Below are 17,021 nucleotides of genomic sequence, written 5' to 3'. Positions count from 1 at the left end.
GGCCGGGCCTGGCCCCGCACCTCCGGGACTAGCCGACGAACGTCCGGACCGCCGTCTTCAGATCGGCGAGGCCCTTCTTCGCGTCGGTGAAGAACATCCCGGTGTTCTCCGCGGTGTACAGCTCGTTGTCGATGCCCGCGTACCCGTGGCCCATCGACCGCTTGATCACCACCACGCTCTTGGCCCGGTCCACGTCCAGGATCGGCATGCCGGAGATCGCGTTGCCCGGCCGCCGCGCGGCCGGGTTCGTGACGTCGTTGGCGCCGATCACCAGCGCCACGTCCGCCTGCGGGAACTCGGGGTTCGCCTCCTCCATCTCCTTGAGCTGCGGATACGGCACGTTCGCCTCGGCCAGCAGCACGTTCATGTGCCCCGGCATCCGGCCCGCCACCGGGTGGATCGCGTACGTGACCTCCACCCCGTGCTCCTCCAGCAGGTCCGCCAGGTCGCCCAGCTCGTGCTGCGCCTGCGCGGCCGCCAGCCCGTACCCCGGCACGATGACGACCTTGCCCGCGTACGCGAGCTGGATCGCCACGTCGTCCACGGAGACCGGGCGCACCTGCACGTCCCCGTCCGTGTCCTGGGCGGCACCGTCGTCGCCGGTGCCGAAGCCGCCGACGATAATGGCCGGAATCGAGCGGTTCATGGCGTCTGCCATCAGCTTGGTCAGGATCGTGCCCGACGCGCCGACGAGCGCGCCCGCGATGATCAGCGCCGGCTCGTTCAGCACGAAGCCGGCCATGCCGACCGCCGTGCCGGTGAAGGCGTTGAGCAGCGAGATGACGACGGGCATGTCCGCACCGCCGATCGGCAGCACCATGGTGACGCCGAAGGCCAGCCCCGCGAGGGTCAGCAGCGTCAGCGCCGCGATGCTGCCCGGGTCCACCACGAGCCAGACGCCGGAGCCGGCGAAGACCACGGCGAGCGCGCCGTTCAGCGCCCGGGTGCCCGGCAGGACGATCGGCTTGCCCGGGATCAGGCCCTGCAGCTTCCCGGCGGCGATCAGCGAGCCGGAGAAGGTGATGGCGCCGACGAGGATGTCGATGCCGCCGGGCACGGTGGTGCGCGCGCCGAGGTCCTCCGGGTGCGCGTGCTGGAGCACCTCGACGATGGCCAGCAGCGCGGCCGCGCCGCCGCCGACCGCGTTGAACAGGCTCACCAGCTGCGGCATCGCCGTCATCTCGACGGTACGGGCCAGATAGAGCCCCGCGCCGGAGCCGACGACGGTCGCGGACAGCAGCACCAGCCAGCCGGTCGCGGTGATGTCGCCGCGCTCGGCCAGCAGCACCGCGGTGGCCGCGACCGCCACGGCCATGGCGGCGGCCGACAGGGTGTTGCCGCGGCGGGCCGTGGCGGGGGAGTTCATCAGCCGCAGGCCCAGGACGAAGCACGCGGCGGCGGCCAGCAGGACGTACCGTACGGCGGTCTCCAGGTCGCTCACTTCGCCGCACCTCCCCGGGCGCCGCCCGGCACCGGCCGGGCGCGGAACATGTGCAGCATCCGGTCCGTGACGACGTACCCGCCGACGACGTTCATCGCGCCGAAGGCGACGGCCACGAACGCCAGCGCGTACTCCAGCGGCTCGTCGGCCAGCGACGTCACCAGCATCGCGCCGATCAGCACGATCCCGTGGATGGAGTTGGCGCCGGACATCAGCGGCGTGTGCAGCGTCGCCGGCACCTTGCTGATCACTTCGAAGCCGACCAGCACGCTGAGCACGAAGATCGTGACGGCGGTGAGCAGATCGAGGTTCACCGGTTCTCTCCGTTCTGCGGGGCGACCGCGGCGCTGACGACCTCGCCGCCGTGCGCGACGACCACACCGGCCTGGATGTCGTCGTCGAGGTCGATGTGCACCGCCTCGTCGGCCACCAGGTGCGCCAGCAGCGCGCTGATGTTGCGTGCGTACGCGGTGGAGGCGGCCGTCGCCATCACCGACGGCAGGTTCCCGGCGCCGATCAGGGTCACGCCGCCTTCGAGCACCGCGGTCTTGTCCGGCTCGGACAGCTCCACGTTGCCGCCGAGCTCGCTGGCGGCCATGTCCACCACCACCGAGCCGGGGCGCATCTGCTCCAGCGCGGCGGCGGTGACCATCAGCGGCGGCTTGCGGCCCGGCACCCGGGCGGTGGTGATCACCACGTCGAAGCGGGGCACCGCCGCCGTCAGCGCGTCGAGCTGCGCCTGCTGCTCCTCGTCGGTGAGCACGCGCGCGTAGCCGCCCTCGCCGGCCGCGGAGGCCACGCCTTCCAGCTCCAGGAACTTCGCGCCCAGCGACTCGATCTCGCCCTGCGCCGCCGGCCGGACGTCGTACGCGGTGACGATCGCGCCGAGCCGGCGGGCGGTGGCGATGGCCTGCAGCCCGGCGACGCCCGCGCCGAGCACGAGGACGGCGGCGGGCTTCGAGGTGCCCGCCGCCGTCGTCAGCATCGGAAAGTACCGGTCGTAGTTGTCGGCGGCGAGCAGCACCGCCTTGTATCCCGCGACGTTGGCCTGGGAGGTCAGGGCGTCCATCGTCTGGGCCCGGCTGAGCGTGCGGGGCAGCAGGTCGAGGCTGACGACTGTCACCCCCCGGGCGGCCAGCTCGCGGATGAGGGGGGCCTGGCGGAGCGGGTCGAGCATGCCGACGAGCGTCTGGCCGGAGCGCAGCGCGGCGGCGGTCTCGCGGTCGGGCGGTGCGACGCAGAGCACGACGTCGGCGCGGCGGATCAGCTCGTCCGCGCCGATGACCTCGGCCTCCGCGGCCGCGTAGTCGGCGTCGGTGAACCAGGCGCTCGCGCCCGCGCCGGTCTCGACGAGGACGTCGACACCCGTCCGGCGCACACGGGTGACGACTTCGGGGGTGAGGGCGACGCGGCGCTCGTCCGGCGCGCGCTCCCTCAGGACCCCCGCGGTGACGGGTTGGGCTCCCATGCTTCTCGCTCCCTCTTGGGCGAATTGCGGGCGACCTCAGGGTGCTGCCCGTGGTCCTCGGTGGGGACACCTCGGGCGGCGGGCGGTGCGGTGGCGGTGCGGGGCGGTGCGGCGGTGGTGCGGTGCGGCGGTGGTGCGGTGGCGGTGCGTGGTGGTGCCGGGACGGGCACGCTATCGGATAACTGTTCCGTACGGGCCGCCCCGGACGTGCGGGTCCTGCGCCCCCGCACCGGCGGACGGGCCGGCGCCGGCGGGGCCGGGGGACAGGGTCCCGCCGTCCGCGAGCCGGCGCACGAGGGTCTGGAAGTGGGGGCAGCGGGTGAAGTCGTGCGCCTCGCACTCCAGCGCGTGGTCGATCATCGCCGCCGACCGCTCGATCTCCCGCATCCGCTCGTGCAGCTCCGCCCGGTGCCGCTCCAGCAGCGTGTGCCGGTCGCCGGGGCCCTGCGCGGCGAACAGCTCGCGCAGCTGCTCCAGGCTGAGCCCGCCGCGCTTGCCGCCGATGATCATGGCGACCCGGGAGACATGGTCGGAGGTGTAGCGGCGGCGGCCGTTGACGCGCTCGGCAGGGCTGAGCAGGCCCATGGCCTCCCAGTGCCGCAGCACGTGGGCGGCGAGGCCGAAGCGCCCGGCCAGCTCGCCGATCGACATGGACTCGCTTGACTTCATGTTGACATTAACTTGCAGAGTGGTCGCGGAGTCAAGGGAGGACATCCATGTACGACGTGATCATCGTGGGCGGCGGGGCCGCCGGGCTTGCCGCCGCCCTCACCCTGGGCCGCTCGCGGCGCCGCACCCTCGTGCTCGACGCCGGCGAGGGCCGCAACGCACCCGCCGCCGCCGTGCACAACTTCCTCACCCGGGACGGCACCACGCCCGCCGAGCTGCGCCGCGTCGCCCGCGCCGACCTCGCCGCGTACCCCGAGGTCGAGGTCCGGTACGCCGCGGTGGCCGACGTGCGGCGCACGGCCGAGGGGGCGTACCGGGTGACGCAGGCCGGCGGCGCGGCCACAGACGGGCGCCGGCTGCTGCTGGCCACCGGCGTCGTCGACGAGCTGCCCGACGTCCCCGGGCTCGCCCCGCTGTGGGGCAGGTCGGTGCTGCACTGCCCGTACTGCCACGGCTTCGAGGTCTCCGGCCGCCGCGTCGCCGTCCTCGGCGCCGGGCCCGGGCACGTACGCCTCGCCCTGCACCTCCTCAACTTCACCCCGGACGTGGCCCTGGCCACCGGCGCCGCGCCGCTGCCCGACGGGCAGCGCGATGTGCTCGCCGCGCACGGCGTCGCGGTGCGCTGCGAGCCCGTCGCCCGGCTGGAGGGCGCCGGGACGCGGCTGGAGCGGATCTGCTTCGAGGGGGGCGAGCCGCTGCCGCGGGACGCGCTGTTCGCGGGCGGCGTGCTGCGCGAGCGCTCCGGGCTGCCGGAGAAGCTGGGCTGCGCGCTGCTGCCGGACGGCCTCGTGGAGGTCGACGAGTTCGGGCGTACCAGCGTCCCCGGGGTGTACGCGGCCGGGGACATGGCGCACCGCGCGACCGTCCCGATGCCGGTGGCCGCGGTCGTCGCGGCGGCCGCCGCGGGCACGGTCGCGGGCGCCGCCGCCGACCAGGACCTGCTGAGCGAGGACTACGGGCTGCCGAACCCGTTCCCGGCGACGGCCGCGGCCGCTGCTGCGCCGGCCGGGTGAGGCGCGTCCGATTCGTTCAAGACGCGCCGCCCGCGGGTTCCTAGGGTCGGGGGTATGACCGCACGATTCGACGCCATCGGAATGGTGACCGCCGACATGGCCGCCACCCTCGCCTTCTACCGCCTGCTCGGCCTCGACATCCCCGCCGACGCCGACGGGCAGCCGCACGTCGAGGCGCCGCTGCCCGGCGGGCTGCGGCTGATGTGGGACGCGGAGGAGGCCATCAAGTCCTTCGCGCCCGACTTCGAGCCGCCGACCGGGGAGGGGCGCATCGGCCTCGCCTTCCGCTGCGAGGGCCCCGCCGACGTGGACGCGACGTACGCGATGCTCACCGAGGCGGGGTACAAGGGCGCCATGGCCCCCTGGGACGCGGAGTGGGGCCAGCGCTACGCCCAGGTGCACGACCCGGACGGCAACGGCGTGGACCTCTTCGCCCCGCTCGGCTGACGGCCGGGGCCCGCCGCGGGTCCGTCTCCGGGGCCGGGTACGGGTGCCGTGGCCGGGCTGCCGCTACAGCAGCGCCGTCAGCGGCACCCCGGCCAGCGCCCGCATCTCGCGCGCCAGGTGCGCCTGGTCCGCGTACCCCGCCAGCGCCGCCACCACGGCCGGCGGCGTGCCCGCCCGGGCCAGCGCCAGCGCGCGGTTCATCCGCAGCACCCGGGCCAGCGTCTTCGGTCCGTACCCGAACACCGCCAGGCTGCGCCGGTGCAGCTGCCGCTCGCCGAGCCCCACCGCCCCCGCGACCTCCGCCACCGGCCGCCCCGCGGCCAGCGCCGCGACGACCGCCGGCACGTACGGCTCCGGCGGCTCGGCGTCCGCCAGCCGGGCCCGCGCCAGCGCCTCCAGCGCCGCGCCCGGATCGGCCGCCGCCGCCACCCGCTCCGCCGCCAGCCGGGCCCGCCGCTCGCCCCACAGGTCCGCCAGCGGCACCCGCAGGTTGCGCAGCTCGTGCGCCGGCGCGCCCAGCACCGCCGGGCCCTGCCCGGGGGCGAAGCGCAGCCCGGTGAACGTGTCGCCCCCCTCCCCGGTGCCGACGTGCGCCCGGGTGTCGGGGCCGGCGACGAGGAGCCCGCGGGGCGTGAGGATCACGTCCGTGCCGCCGTCCGGCAGCACCCGGTACGGGCCCGGGCGGACGTCCCGGCGGCGCCAGACGACGGCACCCCCGAGCAGCGCGGGCCTCTCCTCGTACATCGCTCCAGGATGCCGCAGACTGGAGGACATGCCCGAGCTTCCCGAAGTCGAAGCGCTCAGCGGATTCCTGACCGAGCACCTGGTGGGGCGGCACATCGCCCGGGTGCAGCCGGTCGCGATCAGCGTGCTCAAGACGTACGACCCGCCGGTCACGGCGCTGGAGGGCGCCGAGGTCACCGCCGTCGGGCGGCACGGCAAGTTCCTGGACCTCACGGTCGCCGACGAGCTGCACCTGGTGATCCACCTGGCCCGCGCCGGCTGGCTGCAGTGGAAGGACAAGCTGCCGGCGGCGCCGCCGCGCCCGGGCAAGGGGCCGCTGGCCCTGCGGGTGCGGCTGGCCGAGCCGGAGGACGCGGGCTTCGACCTCACCGAGGCGGGCACGCAGAAGCGCCTCGCGGTGTACTGCGTACGGGATCCGCAGGAGGTGCCCGGCGTCGCGAGGCTGGGGCCCGACCCGCTGGACGCGGCGTTCACGGCGGAGGCGTTCGGCGAGCTGCTGGCGAGGGAGCGGCGGCAGATCAAGGGTGTGCTGCGCGACCAGTCGACGATCGCGGGCATCGGCAACGCGTACTCGGACGAGATCCTGCACGTCGCGAAGCTGTCCCCGTACAAGCTCGCCGCCAACCTCACCGACGAGGAGACCGCCGTGCTCTACGCGGCCGTGGGCGACACCCTGCGCGGGGCCGTGGAACGCTCCCGCGGGGTGGCCGCCGGGCGGTTGAAGGCGGAGAAGAAGAGCGGGCTGCGGGTGCACGGGCGGGCCGGGGAGAAGTGCCCGGTCTGCGGCGACACGATCCGCGAGGTCTCGTTCGCCGACTCGGCACTCCAGTACTGCCCCACCTGCCAGACCGGCGGCAAGCCGCTGGCGGACCGGAGGATGTCCCGGCTGCTGAAGTGACCGCGGCCGCGGCGGCTTTCAGGCCCCGCCGGCGTCCTCCAGCCGGAAGCCCACCTTCAGGCCCACCTGCCAGTGCGCGACGGCGCCGTCCTCCAGCTGCCCGCGCACCTGTGTGACCTCGAACCAGTCGAGGTTCCGCAGCGTCTGTGCGGCGCGGGCGACGCCGTTGCGGACGGCGTCGTCGACGCCGACGGAGGAGGAGCCGACGATCTCGGTGACGCGGTACGTGTGATCGCTCATGAACCCACCGTGCCGCACACCCGCCCGGGGCGCGACACGGGCGGGCCCGCGGCACGGTGCCTGCCCCGAGGCGCTACGGCACCACCGTCACCGGCCAGCGGCCCGCCTTGACCAGCCGTACCGCCACCGAGCCGACGAACCGGTGCCCCGCCTGCTCCGACGCCCCGACGATCACCGCGTCCGCCTTCAGCTCCTGCGCCGCCTGCACCAGGCCCCCGTACGCGTCGCCGTGCAGGGTGTGGAACTCCCAGCGCACGTCGAAAATCCCGCGCAGCTGCTCCACCGACCGCCGGATCTCCGCGACCAGCTCCTCCGCCACCTCCGCCGTGGCGTCCGCCACCGGGGCGCCGAGCGCCGCCGCGGCGGCGAGCGTCGGCTGCACGTACACCACCGCGAGCAGCGAGCCCTGCCGCCGGGCCAGGCCGGCGGCGTAGGCGGCGGCGCGCCAGGAGGTCTCCGAGCCGTCGACACCCGCGAGGATCACCTTGGGGCCGTCCGTGCCCCGTTCGAAACCGGAGGTGTTCGCGGGCAGCTCCCCGGGGCGGTCGTCCGGCCGGTCCCCGGCCGCGTCGTCCGGCCTGTCCGCCGGCCTGCCCGCCGGTCCGTCTCCGAGGTTGTCCTCGGCGCTGGCTTCGCTCACCGTCCGGACGCTACCCGACGCGCCGGGCGGCGGGCACCGCCCGGTGCGGTGCGCCCGGCCGCGCGGTGCGATTGACTGCGCGTATGACGGAATCCCACCCGCCCGCCGGCGCACCGGCGGCCCTGCGGCTCGCGGAGCCGGCCGGGCGCTGGCTGCTGACCGCCGTCGTGATCGGCTCCGGCATCACCTTCCTGGACGCCACCGTCGTCAACGTCGCGCTGCCCACCATCGGCGACGACCTCGGCGCCTCCCTCGGCGGCCTGCAGTGGACCGTCAACGGCTACACCCTCACCCTCGCCGCGCTCATCCTCCTCGGCGGCGCCCTCGGCGACCGCTACGGCCGCCGCCGGCTGTTCGTCTTCGGCACGGTGTGGTTCGCGGTCGCGTCGCTGCTGTGCGCGCTGGCGCCGAACGTGGGCATCCTCATCGCCGCCCGCACCCTCCAGGGCATCGGCGGCGCGCTGCTGACGCCCGGCTCCCTCGCCCTCATCCAGGCGTCCTTCGCGCCCGAGGACCGGGCCCGCGCGATCGGCGTCTGGTCGGGCCTCGCCGGCATCGCCGGCGCGCTCGGCCCGCTGCTCGGCGGCTGGCTGGTGGACGCGGCGAGCTGGCGGTGGGTGTTCGCCATCAACGTGCCGCTGGCCGCCGTCGTGGTGGCCGTCGCCGCCCGGCACGTGCCCGAGAGCCGCGACGAGACGGCCACGGGGCGCTTCGACTGGACCGGCGCCGCGCTCGGCGCGCTGGGCCTGGCCGGCGTGACGTACGCCCTGATCGCCGCGCCGGAGAAGGGCGTCTCCGCGGTGCTGCTGGCCGCGACCAGCGCCGCGGGGGTGGCGGCGCTGGCGGCGTTCGTGGTCGTCCAGCGGCGCGGCAGCCACCCGATGCTGCCCACGGGGATCTTCGGCTCCCGCCAGTTCACCGCGGCGAACCTGGTGACGTTCGTCGTCTACGCGGCCCTCGGCGGCGTGACCTTCTTCCTCGTGCTGGACCTGCAGATCTCCGCCGGCTACTCGCCGCTCGCCGCGGGCTCCGCGCTGCTGCCGGTGACGCTCATCATGCTGGCGCTCTCGGAGCGGTCCGGGAAGCTGTCGGAGCGCATCGGGCCGCGCATCCCGATGACCGTCGGCCCGGCGATCTGCGCCGGCGGGCTGCTGCTGATGCTGCGCATCGGCGGCCCCGGCGACGACGTCTCGTACGTACGGGACGTGCTGCCCGGCGTCGTGCTCTTCGGCTTCGGCCTGGCGACGACCGTCGCCCCGCTCACCGCCACCGTCCTCGGCGCGGTGGCGGACCGGCACTCCGGCATCGCCTCCGGCGTCAACAACGCGGTGGCCCGCGCCGCCGGCCTGCTGGCCGTCGCCGCGCTGCCGCTGGCCGCCGGGCTCTCCGGCGACGACTACCGCAACCCCGGGGCGTTCGGCGACGGCTTCCGCATCGCCCTGCTCATCTGCGCCGGGCTGCTCGCCGGCGGGGCCGTGCTGTCCTGGCTGACGATCCGCTCGGTGAAGGCGCCCGCGGCGGGGGCGCCGGAGCCGCCGTGCCACGTGCACTGCGCGGTGGCGGGCCCGCCCCTGCAGTCGCTGGTCGAGGACCCGGCCGCCGACGCTGCCGAGGAACCGGAACGCCCCTGATCCGCCGGGACAAGGGCAGTCCCTAGTCGGCCGGGCCGTAGACGAGGTGCAGCACGCCGGAGCCGAACGCCTTCGTGGAGAGCAGCTTCAGCGGGATCCTGGTGTCGTCCTCGTCGAAGAGCCGCTCGCCCCTGCGCACCGCGATCGGGTGGACCAGCAGGTGCAACTCGTCCAGCAGCCCGTGTTCGAGCAGTTGGCGGATCACGGAGATCGAGCCGCCGATGGAGACGAACCCCCCGGACTCCTTCTTGAGCTCGGTCACGCCGCTGACCAGGTCGCCCTGGAGCTTCTCGGTGTTGCGCCAGGACCAGTCGGCGTCGCGGTGGGTGACCACGATCTTGCGGGCGTCGCCGAGGATCTTCGCGAACCCGGCGTCCTCGTCGTCGGTCCCCTCCCGCTGCGGCCACGCCTCCGCGAAGCCGTCGTAGGTGGTGCGGCCGTAGAGCATGGTGTCGGACATCAGCGCGCCCACCGCCTCGCCCATCTCGTCGTCGAAGTAGGACATGTGCCACTGGTCCGGCTCCTCCACGACGCCGTCGAGGGAGATGAACAGGCTGGCGATGATCTTTCTCACGATGTGCTCCTGAAGCGGGTGTCGGCGGAAGTGCTGCAATCCGTCGGGGACGTTAGTCGCCGCCGCGCGTCAGGTCTTGTACAGAAGCGACAGCGGCTCCGCGAACCCCTGCTCGTCCCGCAACTGCCCGGCGGTCCTGCCGATGAAGCGGGTGAGTGCGCGGGCCAGATGGGGCTCGTCGTAGTAGCCGAGGCGGTGTACGACGTCGCCGGCCGCCGCGCCCCCGCGGAGCAGGACCGCGGCGTGCCGCGCCCGTTCGATCTGCCGGGCGGCGCCGTGCGTGAACCCGGTCGCGGCCTGGAAGCGCCGCTGCACGGTGCGCGCGGAGACGTCCGGCGTGCCGCCGCGCATCACGTCGGCGACGAGCGGGTCGCGGACGAGGACCCCGGCGCGCACCAGCCGCTCGGCGAGCGCCTCGGCGTCGTCCGGCCCCGGCACCGGCCAGTGGGAGCCCTTCAGCCAGAACGACCTGCGCGTCGCGTCGGGTATGTCCACCCCGTTGTCGACGAGCCGGGGCGCCGGCAGGTGCGTCAGCGAGGTGCCCAGCGCGAAGCTGATGCCGAAGAACGCGGACTCCTCGGGCACCGGCGCCGTGCCCGCCCGCGACTCGGGGCCCGCGACCGAGGCGAAGAACCCGTCGGGCGACTCCCAGAACACCAGGCCGCAGCCGGTCGACGCGACCGCCGTCATCCGGTCGACGCCGTCGCTGCGGCTGCTCCAGACGTACGACACGTACGGCGAGTCCGACGCCCGCCCCTCGATCTCCAGACCCATCGCGCCCCCTTGCGGCAGCGGACGCCCGTTCGGGCGACGCCCACGGTGTGCAGTCTGGCACGGGCCGCTGACAACGTCCCGCGGCCCGGCAGGACGGGGAAAGGCCCGCGCGGCCGCCGTGCGGCGCCGGTAGCCTGCGCGGATGGAGCGCATGGAGCGGGCCCTCGCGACGGTCGTCGGCTCGGCGGTGGGCGACGCGCTGGGAGCCCCCTTCGAGTTCGGTCCCGCGGGTGCGTTCACCGCCCGGTTCCCGGAGCCGGGGGGCGGTGCCGAGATGTGCGGGGGCGGCGGCTGGGATCCGGGGGAGGCAACGGACGACACGCAGATGGCCGTTCTCGTCGGGGAGTCGCTACTGGAGCGCGGCGGACCGGACTTGCCGGACATCTTCGCCCGCTTCCAGCGGTGGGCGGCGGCCGGCCCGAAGGACATCGGCCTGCAGACCGAGGACGTGCTGACGAACGGCATGCCGTGGGACCGGGCCGCCGCGACCCACTTCGAGGTCAACCGGCGAGCGGCCGGCAACGGCTCCCTGATGAGGGCGTCGACGTCCGCGGTCCACTTCGCCCGCGCCGGCCGGTCGGCCACGATGGATGCCGCCCGGCGCATCGCTGCCCTCACACACGGCGACCGCGCCGCCTGGGAGGGCACCGCCGTGTTCCACGAACTCGTCCGCCTCGGCATGGCCGGCGCCGACCTCCTCGGCGCCCTCCCGGAGGTTCTGGACCACGTGCATCCCGACCACCGCGAGCGGTACGCGACGGTCCTCGCCGCCGACTGGCATCCCGACCGGGCAACCGAGTTCAACGGCGCCGTCTGGCCCTGCCTGGGGTCGGCGGTCTGGGCCCTGCGCACCACGGCGAGCTTCGAGGACGCCGTTCGCGCGGCGATCGACCTGGGCGGCGACACGGACACCGTCGCCGCGGTCACCGGCGGACTCGCGGGCGCGTACCACGGGCTGGACGCGATACCCGCCCGGTGGACCGAGATTCTGCACGTCCCCCTGCCGGGGTTCGGCGAACGGGTGCTGCGGCAGGCCGACCTGACCGATCTCGCGCACCGCCTGGCCGCTGCCGCGGCCTGACGCGTCCGCGGCGGTCGGCCGGCGGAAGGTCGGGGCGGCGCGTTTATGCCCGCTTTCGGGGACCGGTGCTTCGATGCAGGCCGCGAACGACCCACCGAGCTCCCTGAGGGGGACCCCTTGAGACGTCTCGCCGCGGCCCTTGCCGCTGTCCTCGCCGGCGCGGCAGCGCTGACCCCGCCCGCGCACGCCGCCTCACCCGCGGCCCCGCCCGACCCCGCGCCCGGCGGGCCGCAGCGCCCGTACGAACCGGACGTGGAGGGCACCGACAACGTCGACACCCTGGACGTCACCGCGACCCGCGGCCCCGGGCGGAGCGTGACCGTCGCCTTCGACCGGCGCAGCCGCGCCGCCGAGGGGGAGGTGCCCGCGGGCGCCCGCCGCTTCGTCTTCCTCTTCGACCGCTCCGTCAGCTTCCGTCCCGAGTCCTTCCCGACCTGTGCCCGCGCCGTGGTCGAAGCGGACGGCGTGGCCGCCTGTCCGCCCGGCTCCCTGGTCGGCGAGGGTCTCGGCAGCTGGCCGGACGGCTCGGAGCACGACGTGGCCGTGGTCAACACGCGCGTCGACGGCACGCCCGGGGTACTGGTGGTCATTCCCGGCACCGCCTCGATCCTCGAGCAGACCTTCGAGCGGGTACGGGACCCGTACCGCGGCGACTACCGGTGGGCGGCCGACGAGATCGTGCCGCCCGGTCCGGTGCCGCCCGGGGAGCGTGCGGGCACCACGCGCTTCCAGCTCTCGTTCGGCGCGACACGCGAACACCGCGGCCGTACCGTCGGCTTCGTCGAGACCGGCGCGCGGCCCGGCGACCGGCTGGAGTTCGGGCTGTGGAGCGAGTTCGTCACCGGTCAGGTCGTGCTGCCCACCGCGACCGTGCGCCTGCGGTCCTGACCGCGGCGGCTGTCCGCGACAGCGGTGCCCCCGGCGGGAGTTGCCCGCCGGGGGCACCGCTCGTTTTACGCAAGAAGTGGGCCAGAAATGTAAGTTGCTTGCGTTGAGTGCGGCGCGGCCACCCCGCGTGGTCGAGGGGGCGCAGATGTGGCGCGGGTCCGCAAGCTGCCAAGTTGCGTAAGCCCGGGGTCGCTTGGTCGTCTGTCATGGGCACGCAAGTCGGCTCGACCTCTGGGAACGCCGGAGAAGCGCGGGTGTTCGGGCCGTGGACTTACCATGATCGTTCTGCAATTCTTCGATATCTCAGCGCAATTAGCCAACTCACACAGGTTGGACGACCCATGAGAAAGCACCGCTCGAGACATCGGCCCACTGTCGCCGCCGTCGCCACCGGACTGCTGCTCTTCGGCCTGCCCGCGCTCCCCGCCGTCGCGGCGGCCGGCTCCGACGCCGCCGCCGGCCGGCCCGCCGCCGCCAGCAGCGCCGCGCCGCGGCACGCGGCGGCGGAGGTCACGGACGGCGACCAGGACACGTACTGGCAGAGCCGGGGCACGGGCCCGCAGTGGGTGCAGACCGACCTCGGCCGCCAAGCGCGGGTCGACGAGGTCGTGCTCAAGCTGCCCGCGGACGCCGCCGCGCGCAAGCAGACCCTCGCCGTGCAGGGCAGTGCCGACGGCACCAGCTTCCACACCCTGTCCGCCGAGGGCGCCCGCGCGTTCCGCCCCGCCGCCGACAACACCGTCACCGTCGGCTTCCCCGCCTCCCTGACCCGGTACGTGCGCGTGCAGTTCGCCGGCGCCACCGCCGACCGCCCGGCACGGCTCGCCGAACTCGTCGTGCACACTGCCGCCGGGACCGACCGCAACCTCGCCGCCGGCCGCCCCCTCGAAGCCAGCAGCCACACCGGCGACCAGACCGCCGCCCGGGCCGGCGACGGCGACCGCGACAGCTTCTGGCAGAGCCGGAAGAGCAAGCGCGACCAGTGGCTACGGGCCGACCTCGGCGCCTCCGTCGGCATCGACCGCGCCGTGCTCAAGGTGCCCGAGGGCGGCTCCGCGCGCGTGCAGAACCTCAAGCTCCAGGGCAGCACGGACGGCCGGGAGTTCACCGACCTGACCGCCGCCCGCGACATCGCCTTCGGCGCCGCCGGCGACCACAGCGCGACCCTGTCGTTCGACACCGCGGTCACCCGCCACGTACGCGTCCTCTTCACCGCCGGCACCGGCAGCGCCCGGCTGGCCGAGCTGGAGGTCTACGGCCCGGCCGAGGGCGACACCCAGCCGCCCGGCACCCCCCGGGACCTGACCCGCACCGCGCTGCCCGACGGCCGCGTCCAGCTCGACTGGCAGCCGCCCGCCGACGGCTCCGACGACGTCTCCGGCTACGACGTCTACGCGGACGGCGTGCTGCGCACCGGCGTCGCCGCCGACACCACCGCGTACGTCGACACCCCGGCGCCCGGCGAGTCCGTCACGTACCGCGTCCGTGCCCGCGACGGCGCGGACAACCAGTCGCCGGACAGCAACAAGGTGACCGCCGCGGCCCGCCCGGCCGCCACCGCCGCCGCCGAGGCGCTCGCCGCGCCCGCCCCCGGCACCGCCGCCGCGACCGCGGCCGCCGCCGACCCCGACCTCGCCGCGGGCAAGCCGATCACCGCCTCCTCCACCGTGCACAGCTTCGTGGCGGCCAACGCCAACGACGGCGACCGCGCCACCTACTGGGAGGGCGCGGGCGGCAGCTACCCCAACACCCTCACCGTCGAACTCGGCGCCAACGCCGACGTCAGCGCCGTCGTCGTCCAGCTCAACCCGGACGCGATCTGGGGCCCGCGCACCCAGACCTTCTCCGTCCTCGGCCGCGAGCAGGACGGCGACTCCTTCACCTCCCTCAAGGCCGGCGCGCAGTACGCCTTCGACCCCGCCACGGGCAACAGCGTCACCGTCCCCGTGAGCGGCCGCGTCGCCGCCCTCCGGCTGTCGTTCACCGCCAACACCGGCGCCCCCGCGGGCCAGGTCGGCGAACTCCAGGTCCTCGGCACCGCCGCGCCCAACCCCGACCTGGAGGTCACCGGCATCACCCACACCCCCGCCGACCCAGACGAGACCGACCCGGTCGCGCTCTCCGCGACCGTGCACAACGCCGGCGAGGAGCCCGCGGCGGCCACCGGCGTCGGCTTCCTGGTCGGCGGCGAGCCCGCCGGCACCGCCGACGTCGGCGCGCTGGCCCCGGGCGCCACGCAGACCGTGACCGCGGACACCGGCGCGCACGACGCCGGCGAGTACGAACTCTCCGCCGTCGCCGACCCCGACGACACCGTCGTCGAACAGGACGAGGGCAACAACGAGTACACCGCGCCCACGGCGCTCACCGTCTCGCCCGTGCAGAGCAGCGACCTCGTCGCCGCCTCGGTGACCCGGACGCCCAGCTCCCCGACCGGCGGGGAGAGCGTCCGCTTCGCCGTGGCGCTGAAGAACCAGGGCACCCAGGCCTCCGCGAGCGGCAGCCACCCGGTCACCCTCACGCTCCGCAACTCCTCCGGCGGTACGGTCACCACGCTGAACGGCGCGCACAACGGCGCCATCGCCGCCGGCGCCACCACCGCCCCCGTCGACCTCGGCACGTGGACGGCCGCCAACGGCTCGTACACCGTCGCGGTGGAGATCGCCGCCGACGCCAACGAGGTGCCGGTCAAGCGCGAGAACAACACCAGCACCGAGTCGCTGTTCGTCGGCCGCGGCGCGGACATGCCGTACGACATGTACGAGGCCGAGGACGGCGCCGTCGCCGGCGGCGCGCAGGTCGTCGGCCCCAACCGCACCATCGGCGACGTCGCCGGCGAGGCGTCCGGACGGCGCGCGGTGACCCTCGACCAGACCGGCGAGTCCGTCGAGTTCACCACCAGGGCCAGCACGAACACCCTGGTCACGCGGTTCTCCATCCCCGACGCGCCGGGCGGCGGCGGCATCGACGCCACCCTGAACGTCTACGTCGACGGCACCTTTCACAAGGCCATCAGCCTCACCTCGAAGTACGCCTGGCTCTACGGCGCCGAGGCCGCTCCGGGCAACGACCCCGGGTCGGGCCCGGCGCGGCACATCTACGACGAGGCGAACCTGATGCTCGACGAGACCGTGCCCGCCGGCAGCCGGATCCGGCTCCAGAAGGATGCGGCCAACACCTCCCGCTACGCCATCGACTTCGTCAGCCTGGAGCAGGTCGCGCCGCAGGCGAACCCCGACCCGGCCTCGTACACCGTGCCCGACGGCGTCACCCACCAGGACGTGCAGAACGCCCTGGACCGCGTCCGGATGGACACCACAGGACAGCTCAAGGGCGTCTACCTGCCGCCCGGCGACTACCAGACGTCGAGCAAGTTCCAGGTGTACGGCAAGTCCGTGCAGGTCGTCGGCGCCGGCCCCTGGTACACCCGCTTCCACGCGCCGGCCGGCCAGCAGAACACCGACGTCGGCTTCCGCGCCGAGCAGGCGGCGGCGGGCTCCGCCTTCCGCGGCTTCGCCTACTTCGGCAACTACACCAGCCGCATCGACGGCCCCGGCAAGGTCTTCGACTTCCAGAACGTTTCCGACATCACGATCGACGACATCTGGAACGAGCACATGGTGTGCCTCTACTGGGGCGCGAACACCGACGACATCACCATCGAGAACTCCCGCATCCGCAATTCCTTCGCGGACGCCGTCAACATGACCAACGGCAGCACCGGCGCCCACGTGGTCAACAACGAGTCCCGCGCCACCGGCGACGACAGCTTCGCGCTCTTCTCCGCCATCGACGCGGGCGGCGCCGACATGCACAGCAACGTCTACGAGAACCTGACGTCGCTGCTCACCTGGCGGGCCGCGGGCATCGCCGTCTACGGCGGGTACGACAACACCTTCCGCAACATCCGCATCGCCGACACCCTCGTCTACTCCGGAGTCACCGTCAGCTCGCTGGACTTCGGCTATCCGATGAACGGCTTCGGCACCGAGCCGACGACCCTGGAGAACATCACCATCGAACGCTGCGGCGGACACTTCTGGGGCGCGCAGACCTTCCCCGGCATCTGGCTCTTCTCCGCCTCGAAGGTCTTCCAGGGCATCCGGATCAACAACGTCGACATCATCGACCCGACGTACTCCGGGATCATGTTCCAGACCAACTACGTGGGGGGCCAGCCGCAGTTCCCGATCAAGGACACGGTCCTCACCGACATCTCCATCAGCGGCGCCCGCAAGAGCGGTGACGCCTACGACGCCAAGTCCGGCTTCGGCCTGTGGGCGAACGAGATGCCCGAGGCCGGCCAGGGCCCGGCGGTCGGCGAGGTCACGTTCCGCAACCTGACCATGAGGGACAACGCGCAGGACATCAAGAACACCACGTCCACGTTCACCATCGACATCGAGTGACCGGCGACCCCTTCGGGCAGGCGCCCCGGCCGGAGTTCGACGCCCGGCCGGGGCGTCGTCGTCCACCGGGGCCCGTCCGGCGAGGGGACGCCTCCGCGTCCCGG

16 protein-coding genes are annotated in these 17,021 nt (G+C 74.2%); 7 read left to right on the top strand and 9 right to left on the bottom strand.

Features of this window, described 5'->3' with window-relative positions:
* Positions 1 to 28 precede the first annotated feature (28 nt).
* The 4 genes from LG396_RS32665 to LG396_RS32650 all read right to left on the bottom strand — a co-directional run bounded on the left by LG396_RS32665 (position 29) and on the right by LG396_RS32650 (position 3,578).
* Entirely contained in the window at positions 29 to 1,441 is a 1,413-nt protein-coding gene (locus tag LG396_RS32665; protein WP_225797524.1) for an NAD(P)(+) transhydrogenase (Re/Si-specific) subunit beta, read from the bottom strand.
* Positions 1,438 to 1,755, bottom strand: coding sequence for an NAD(P) transhydrogenase subunit alpha part 2 (locus LG396_RS32660; RefSeq protein WP_018836167.1), 318 nt, complete (start codon positions 1,753 to 1,755; stop codon positions 1,438 to 1,440). Before LG396_RS32660 ends, LG396_RS32665 begins: the two co-directional genes overlap by 4 nt.
* Complete coding sequence (locus tag LG396_RS32655) at positions 1,752 to 2,909, bottom strand: NAD(P) transhydrogenase subunit alpha (RefSeq protein WP_037741975.1); 1,158 nt, start codon at positions 2,907 to 2,909, stop codon at positions 1,752 to 1,754. The genes LG396_RS32660 and LG396_RS32655 overlap by 4 nt, the downstream gene beginning before the upstream one ends.
* Positions 2,910 to 3,080: 171 nt before the next feature.
* Positions 3,081 to 3,578 carry a MerR family transcriptional regulator gene (locus LG396_RS32650; protein ID WP_225797523.1) on the bottom strand — a complete coding sequence of 166 codons (498 nt, stop codon included), beginning with the start codon at positions 3,576 to 3,578 and terminating at the stop codon, positions 3,081 to 3,083.
* A 47-nt stretch (positions 3,579 to 3,625) separates the two neighbouring features.
* Between LG396_RS32650 and LG396_RS32645 the strand changes: the two genes are divergently transcribed.
* Positions 3,626 to 4,591 carry an NAD(P)/FAD-dependent oxidoreductase gene (locus tag LG396_RS32645; protein WP_225797522.1) on the top strand — a complete coding sequence of 322 codons (966 nt, stop codon included), beginning with the start codon at positions 3,626 to 3,628 and terminating at the stop codon, positions 4,589 to 4,591.
* 54 nt (positions 4,592 to 4,645) lie between these two features.
* Positions 4,646 to 5,038, top strand: coding sequence for a VOC family protein (locus LG396_RS32640; protein ID WP_186543166.1), 393 nt, complete (start codon positions 4,646 to 4,648; stop codon positions 5,036 to 5,038).
* A gap of 63 nt (positions 5,039 to 5,101) precedes the next feature.
* Here the strand turns inward: LG396_RS32640 and LG396_RS32635 are convergent, their stop codons facing one another.
* Complete coding sequence (locus tag LG396_RS32635) at positions 5,102 to 5,782, bottom strand: helix-turn-helix transcriptional regulator (RefSeq protein WP_037741971.1); 681 nt, start codon at positions 5,780 to 5,782, stop codon at positions 5,102 to 5,104.
* 28 nt (positions 5,783 to 5,810) lie between these two features.
* Here LG396_RS32635 and LG396_RS32630 point away from each other — a divergent pair, with 28 nt between their 5' ends.
* A complete protein-coding gene (locus tag LG396_RS32630) occupies positions 5,811 to 6,680 on the top strand; it encodes an Fpg/Nei family DNA glycosylase (RefSeq protein WP_037741969.1) in 870 nt (289 codons plus the stop codon).
* Positions 6,681 to 6,698: 18 nt separating this feature from the next.
* Here LG396_RS32630 and LG396_RS32625 read toward each other — a convergent pair whose 3' ends face one another.
* The gene (locus tag LG396_RS32625) at positions 6,699 to 6,920 is read right to left on the bottom strand and encodes a dodecin (RefSeq protein WP_018843029.1); all 222 of its coding nucleotides are present in this window, start codon (positions 6,918 to 6,920) and stop codon (positions 6,699 to 6,701) included.
* A 73-nt stretch (positions 6,921 to 6,993) separates the two neighbouring features.
* On the bottom strand, positions 6,994 to 7,452 hold the full coding sequence (locus LG396_RS32620) for a universal stress protein (protein ID WP_225797532.1): 459 nt from the start codon (positions 7,450 to 7,452) through the stop codon (positions 6,994 to 6,996).
* A gap of 191 nt (positions 7,453 to 7,643) precedes the next feature.
* Between LG396_RS32620 and LG396_RS32615 the strand changes: the two genes are divergently transcribed.
* Positions 7,644 to 9,191, top strand: coding sequence for an MFS transporter (locus LG396_RS32615; protein ID WP_225797521.1), 1,548 nt, complete (start codon positions 7,644 to 7,646; stop codon positions 9,189 to 9,191).
* A 22-nt stretch (positions 9,192 to 9,213) separates the two neighbouring features.
* Here the strand turns inward: LG396_RS32615 and LG396_RS32610 are convergent, their stop codons facing one another.
* Positions 9,214 to 9,765 (bottom strand): dihydrofolate reductase family protein, encoded by a 552-nt coding sequence (locus LG396_RS32610; protein ID WP_225797520.1) that lies wholly within the window; start codon positions 9,763 to 9,765, stop codon positions 9,214 to 9,216.
* 69 nt (positions 9,766 to 9,834) lie between these two features.
* On the bottom strand, positions 9,835 to 10,539 hold the full coding sequence (locus tag LG396_RS32605; protein WP_225797519.1) for a helix-turn-helix domain-containing protein: 705 nt from the start codon (positions 10,537 to 10,539) through the stop codon (positions 9,835 to 9,837).
* Positions 10,540 to 10,681: 142 nt separating this feature from the next.
* Here LG396_RS32605 and LG396_RS32600 point away from each other — a divergent pair, with 142 nt between their 5' ends.
* The 3 genes from LG396_RS32600 to LG396_RS32590 all read left to right on the top strand — a co-directional run bounded on the left by LG396_RS32600 (position 10,682) and on the right by LG396_RS32590 (position 16,917).
* Complete coding sequence (locus LG396_RS32600; protein ID WP_100298270.1) at positions 10,682 to 11,620, top strand: ADP-ribosylglycohydrolase family protein; 939 nt, start codon at positions 10,682 to 10,684, stop codon at positions 11,618 to 11,620.
* 117 nt (positions 11,621 to 11,737) lie between these two features.
* Positions 11,738 to 12,508, top strand: coding sequence for a hypothetical protein (locus LG396_RS32595; RefSeq protein WP_225797518.1), 771 nt, complete (start codon positions 11,738 to 11,740; stop codon positions 12,506 to 12,508).
* Between the two features lie 341 nt (positions 12,509 to 12,849).
* Positions 12,850 to 16,917: a discoidin domain-containing protein gene (locus LG396_RS32590; RefSeq protein ID WP_225797517.1), complete on the top strand. Its 4,068-nt coding sequence runs from the start codon at positions 12,850 to 12,852 to the stop codon at positions 16,915 to 16,917.
* Positions 16,918 to 17,021 lie beyond the last annotated feature (104 nt).

This window comes from Streptomyces aculeolatus, from assembly GCF_020400605.1.
In the GTDB taxonomy this organism is placed as follows: Bacteria; Actinomycetota; Actinomycetes; order Streptomycetales; family Streptomycetaceae; genus Streptomyces; species Streptomyces aculeolatus.
The sequence above is the reverse complement of the archived record's forward strand: the minus strand, read 5'-3'. Positions and strand labels throughout refer to the sequence as shown.

Coding starts and splice junctions, on each gene's coding strand:
- LG396_RS32655 (WP_037741975.1), bottom strand. CDS start 2,909: ATGGGAGCCCAACCCGTCACCGCGGGGGTCCTGAGGGAGCGCGCGCCG.
- LG396_RS32650 (WP_225797523.1), bottom strand. CDS start 3,578: ATGAAGTCAAGCGAGTCCATGTCGATCGGCGAGCTGGCCGGGCGCTTC.
- LG396_RS32645 (WP_225797522.1), top strand. CDS start 3,626: ATGTACGACGTGATCATCGTGGGCGGCGGGGCCGCCGGGCTTGCCGCC.
- LG396_RS32640 (WP_186543166.1), top strand. CDS start 4,646: ATGACCGCACGATTCGACGCCATCGGAATGGTGACCGCCGACATGGCC.
- LG396_RS32635 (WP_037741971.1), bottom strand. CDS start 5,782: ATGTACGAGGAGAGGCCCGCGCTGCTCGGGGGTGCCGTCGTCTGGCGC.
- LG396_RS32630 (WP_037741969.1), top strand. CDS start 5,811: ATGCCCGAGCTTCCCGAAGTCGAAGCGCTCAGCGGATTCCTGACCGAG.
- LG396_RS32625 (WP_018843029.1), bottom strand. CDS start 6,920: ATGAGCGATCACACGTACCGCGTCACCGAGATCGTCGGCTCCTCCTCC.
- LG396_RS32615 (WP_225797521.1), top strand. CDS start 7,644: ATGACGGAATCCCACCCGCCCGCCGGCGCACCGGCGGCCCTGCGGCTC.
- LG396_RS32605 (WP_225797519.1), bottom strand. CDS start 10,539: ATGGGTCTGGAGATCGAGGGGCGGGCGTCGGACTCGCCGTACGTGTCG.
- LG396_RS32600 (WP_100298270.1), top strand. CDS start 10,682: ATGGAGCGCATGGAGCGGGCCCTCGCGACGGTCGTCGGCTCGGCGGTG.
- LG396_RS32590 (WP_225797517.1), top strand. CDS start 12,850: ATGAGAAAGCACCGCTCGAGACATCGGCCCACTGTCGCCGCCGTCGCC.